The organism is Actinomadura logoneensis (genome assembly GCF_003428695.1).
In the GTDB taxonomy this organism is placed as follows: Bacteria; Actinomycetota; Actinomycetes; order Streptosporangiales; family Streptosporangiaceae; genus Spirillospora; species Spirillospora logoneensis.
The window spans coordinates 1-5,026 of record NZ_QURH01000829.1; the positions used below are offsets into that span (position 1 = coordinate 1).

The window sequence follows — 5,026 nt, forward strand, 5'->3', positions numbered from 1 at the left end:
AGTGGAGGTGCTGCGGCCCGGGTCGTCCTGGTCGGCGCGCGGCGCGGCCGGGCGGGCGGCGGGGCCGTCGCCGTACCCGTCCATGCGGGTGTCGGCGCGGTCGTCGGCGCCGTAGCCGGCGGCGTCGGGCTGGTCGTACTGGTCGTCGAACGCGGGCATCGGGCCGGTGTCGCCGCGGCGCAGGTTTCCGGGCCGTCCGTCGAAGCGGGTGCCGTTGTCGCCGAAGCGCGGGTCGCCGCCGCCCGGACGCGATGCGTTCGGGTCGTCGTAGCCGGCGCCGGGACGGTCCTCGACGAGCGTCGCGGTCGGCGCGGCGAGCGCCGGGGCGGGCGCGCCCTCGAGCTGGGCGGCGCTGCCGCCGCGGGTGCCGACGGAAGCGTTGTCGACGGGGCTGACGACGTGGTCGGGCAGCATGACGAACGCGGTGAGGCCGCCGCCCTGCGCGCTGCGCAGCTCCACCCGGATGCCGTGCCGGATGGCGAGGCGGCCGACCACGAACAGGCCCATGCGGCGCGCCGCGGAGAAGTCGATGACGGGCGGGTTCGCCAGGCGCCAGTTGGCCTGCTCGAGCTCCTCGGGCGTCATGCCCACGCCGTTGTCGGTGATCTGCAGCATCGCGCCGCCGCCGCTCAGCCGCTGGCCGGAGACGGTGACCCGGGTGCGGCCGTCGGAGAAGACGGTGGCGTTCTCGACCAGCTCGGCGAGCAGGTGGACGAGGTCGTTGACGACGGGGCCGGCGACGGTCATGTCGCCGTGCACCCGGACCTCGACGCGCTCGTACTGCTCGACCTCCGACAGCGAGGCGCGGACGACGTCGATGAAGGGGACCGGCTGGTTCCACCGGCGGGCCTGGTCCTGGCCGCCGAGGACCAGCAGGTTCTCGTTGTTGCGGCGCATGCGGGTGGCGAGGTGGTCCAGGCGGAACAGGTTCGCCAGCTGCTCCTCGTCGCGCTCGCTCTGCTCCAGCTCCTCGATGAGCTGCAGCTGGCGCTCGATGAGGGTCTGGCTGCGCCGCGACAGGTTGACGAACATCGCGTTGATGTTGCCTCGCAGGACGGCCTCGTCGGCCGCCAGCCGGACCGCCTCCCGGTGGACCTCGTCGAACGCCCGGGCCACCTGGCCGATCTCGTCGGTGGAGCTGACGTTGATCGGTTCGACCTCGATGCCCTGGGCGGCGGCCTCCGGGTCGCGGAGCCGGTCGACCAGGCCGGGCAGCCGGGTGCCGGCGATCTCCAGCGCGCCGTCCTTCAGGCGGCGCAGCGGGCGGACCAGCGAGCGGGCGACGCCGAGGGTGAAGATCAGGACCAGGACGATGACGCCGGCGACGACCGCGCCCTGCTCCATCACCGACTGCTGCGCGTCGCTCTTGCGCTTCCCGGCGGTGGCGATGATGTCGTCCACCATGGTGCGCTGGACGATGTACATCTTGTCGACGGTGCTGGTCATGGCCTTGCGCCACGCCGCGCTGTCGCCGCCGCCGCGGATCAGCCGCAGCTTGGAGCCGCGCAGGCTCTCGGTGAGCGCGCGCTCGCGGTACTCGGCGGCGCGGTCGACGTCCGGGCCGATGACGGTGTCGTCGTAGAGCTGCCGCTGGGACAGGTGGGCCGCGGTGCGGAAGGTGGCCAGGTCGCCGTCCATCTGGGCGCGGGCGTCGAGGAGGCTCCGCAGGCCGTCGGTGTTGAGGCGGCCGGTGCCGAGGCCGGTGAGCAGGATCGCGCGCTGCAGGGACGCCTGCTCGGCGGCGCGGCTCAGGGCGGCGAGCGCGCGGGTGTCGGTGGTGAGCCCGGCGTCGTTGGTCGCCGTGGCGATGCCGTCGAGGTAGCCGATGACCTCGCCGAGCATCTCGCTGTACTTGGTGGTCACCGTGTCGGCGGGGACGCGCGCCGACGTCAGCTGGCGCAGCGCGGCGAGCCCGTCGAGGCGGGTGACCAGGGCGCGGACCTCGAGGTCGCCGTCGGCCGACACGACCTTGTCGACGTTCTTGCGCACCTGGGCGGCGATCCGGTCGACCTTGGCGTACTGCTGGCTGATCGTCGCCTTGTCCGCGGCGGGCCGTCCGGCGGCGATGTAGCCGACCGAGAGGTCGCGCTCGGCGCCCAGCTCGTGGGCCAGGTTGGTGACGCTGCCGCCCAGGTTGGCCATCCGCTCGACCTTGGCGTAGTCCCTGGCGTCCTGGTCGGCGCCGGCGACCCGCAGTCCACCCAGGACGACCGCGACCGCGGTCGGGATGAGGATCAGGGCGACCAGGCGGACCGGCACGCGCCAGTTCGACGGCCGGAGCCTTCCACCGCTACGGGGGGCCGAGGGAGCCGGGACGCCCGCGGCGCCGGCCTGGCTCTCAGTAGCCGCCCCCGAGTCGGCCCCGTTGACGGGTCGCTCACCGGGCACGGCTCGGGAGCCACCGGCCCGGGGACCATCGTCCGGCCGGGCCTCCGTCGCCGGGTCGCCCGCTCGATTGCGCACTTGGCGTTTACACCCTCTCACTAACTGTGCCGTTCACGGCCGTCCCTCCGCGGACGCCGGGGTCTTGGCGCCGCGTGGCGGACGAGACCGAGGGACCGGGCGCATTTGACGCGCGCCACCGCAGGACGCCCTCCGCTGCGCCCGACATTGCAGCACATTAGGGGAATCACCGCAAAGAGAAGGACGACTTGGTGATCTTCGTGCTCTGACCTCGGGAAACGTGCGCACTATGTCCGGTTTCTACCTCAATGTCCCCCGACAAAGGCCCCGAACAAGACCATACCGAGCGCCCCGACACCGTTACTCCGCGTAGAATGACACCCCCGTCCCGCCCCTCCACCGACCGCCCGCACCCCCCAATGCACGCCCCCGCAAACCCTGTCCCTTACGGCTTTCGGACGCATTCCCGCACACCTTGCGGACATCCCGGAAGGCACAGTTCGAACAATTGTTCGATCACTTCCGGCGAGAAGAGGAAGATTGCGGCGATACAGACCGGTTTGCGATATGGTCCGACCGCTGTCGATCAAGTAGAACCCTCCTGGTCGATGCACGGCGCCGGTGCCCACCTCCCTTTGGTCGCACCGCACGCCGCCCCTCCGAGTTACCGAAGGAACGCGATGAATCGGTCGAGGCGTGATGACGCCGGAACCGGCCCCGAGACCAGCAGTGCGGGCATCTGCACCGCCGCTGAACTGGTCCGACACGTAGCCGGACCGCCCACGGAGGCCGTCTCGGCGAGGACGGCGGACCGATGACGGCCGCCTCGGATCTCTCCTCGGCCGACACCGCCCCCGCCGCCCCCGCACCCGCTCCCGCGGCCCGCCGCCGCACCCGCTCCCGTGGAAACCGCGGGATGACGCGCCGCGGCAAGGTCTTCCGCGGACTCGTCGGAGTCCTTGTCACGGTGGGCGCGCTGGAGGCTCTCGGGCGCGCGCATCTCACCAGCGAGGACAATTTCCCGCCGGCTTCCAAGGTCCTCTCGCGCGCCTTCGAACTCGCCGGAGACCACGACTTCGTCTTCGTCCAGCTGAAGGCGACGCTGGAGGCGTGGGGCCTCGGAATGCTGCTCGCGATCGTCATCGCCGTCCCGCTGGGCCTGCTGCTCGGCAGCGTGCCGATCGCGAACACGGCGGCCCGCGCGATCGTCGAGTTCCTCCGGCCGATCCCCTCGGTGGCGCTGATCCCCCTGGTCGGGCTGATCCTCGGCGCGGGCCTGGAGATGAAGGTCACGCTGATCGTCTACGCCGCCATGTGGCCGCTCCTGTTCAACACCCTCTACGGGCTGCGCGACGTGGACCCGCTCGCCAAGGAGACGCTGCGCGCGTTCGGGTTCGGCCCGTTCGCGGTGCTCCGGCGCGCGGTGCTGCCCGCCGCCGCGCCCTTCATCTACACCGGCGTCCGGCTGGCCGCCGCCATCGCCCTGATCCTCGCGGTCGGCACCGAGGTGCTGTCCGGGTTCGGCGAGGGGCTCGGCAACTTCATCGGCAACGCGGCGATCGCGTTGGGCGGCACCAAGGACGTCCTCGCCGGGACGGTCTGGGCCGGGTGCCTCGGCCTCGTCGTGAACGTCCTGCTCGTCGCGGGCGAGCGGCGCCTGTTCCGCTGGCACTTCCGGGAGGGCCGGTCATGACCGCCATCGCAACCGGACGCCGCCGCCGCGGCCTCGCCTGGCGGGCGCTGCGCGCGGTCCTCGACCGCTGGCTCGTGTTCGCCCTCGCGGTCGGCGCCTGGGAATGGGGCGCGCGCGCCGCGCACGACACCTTCTTCCCCCCGCCGTCCGAGATCGTCGGGCGGATGCACCAGCTGTGGTTCTCCGCCGGGGCCGACCGGTTCTTCCTCACCAAGACGGCCACCGGGAACATCTTCCCGAGCCTCGGCCGGATGGCCGTCGCGTTCGCGCTGTCGGCGATCACCGGTGTGCTGCTCGGAATGCTGCTCGGACGCTCCGAGCGGGTGTACGCCTACGTGGACCCGGTGTTCCAGTTCGCCCGCGCGATCCCGCCGCCCGCGATCGTCCCGCTGTTCATGGTCCTGATGCACATCGGCTCGTCGATGCAGATCACCTCGATCGTGTTCAGCGCCGTGTGGCCCGTGCTCATCAACACCGCCGACGGCGCCCGCGCGGTGGACCCGCTGCAGGTCGAGTCGGCCCGGGTGTTCCGGCTGTCCCCGATGGCCCGGCTGCGCAGGCTGATCCTCCCGTCGGCGCTGCCGAAGATCTTCGCGGGCCTGCGGCTGTCGCTGTCGCTGTCGCTGATCCTGATGGTCTTCTCGGAGCTGTTGCCCGGCACCGAGAACGGCCTCGGCTTCCAGCTGACCGACGCGCAGAGCCGCACCGACCTGCCCACGGTGTGGGCGATCGTGGTCCTGCTCGGCATCCTCGGCTACGTCCTCAACACGGTGCTCACCGCCGTCGAGCGGCGCGCGCTGGCCTGGCACCTGGCCGCCCGCCGCGTCGAGATCTGAGCCACCGCGTCACCCCCGAGAGGCGGGGGTCCGGGCCGTTCCCTCCCCCTCCGGTCCGCCCGCCCCGCCTCCCGCCCCCCGATCACGTCCCCCC

At 72.2% G+C, this 5,026-nt stretch carries 3 protein-coding genes; 2 read left to right on the forward strand and 1 reads right to left on the reverse strand.

Going from position 1 to position 5,026, the window contains the following annotated elements; all coding sequences use genetic code 11:
* A partial coding sequence (locus tag DZF91_RS28315) for a sensor histidine kinase (RefSeq protein ID WP_199486952.1) occupies window positions 1–2,259 on the reverse strand: 2,259 nt, incomplete at its 3' end.
* A gap of 958 nt (window positions 2,260–3,217) precedes the next feature.
* On the opposite strand from DZF91_RS28315, the gene DZF91_RS28320 reads away from it, so the two are divergent.
* Window positions 3,218–4,096, forward strand: a complete 879-nt coding sequence (locus DZF91_RS28320) for an ABC transporter permease (RefSeq protein ID WP_235834629.1) — start codon at window positions 3,218–3,220, stop codon at window positions 4,094–4,096.
* Window positions 4,093–4,932 carry an ABC transporter permease gene (locus DZF91_RS28325; protein WP_117360179.1) on the forward strand — a complete coding sequence of 280 codons (840 nt, stop codon included), beginning with the start codon at window positions 4,093–4,095 and terminating at the stop codon, window positions 4,930–4,932. Before DZF91_RS28320 ends, DZF91_RS28325 begins: the two co-directional genes overlap by 4 nt.
* Window positions 4,933–5,026 lie beyond the last annotated feature (94 nt).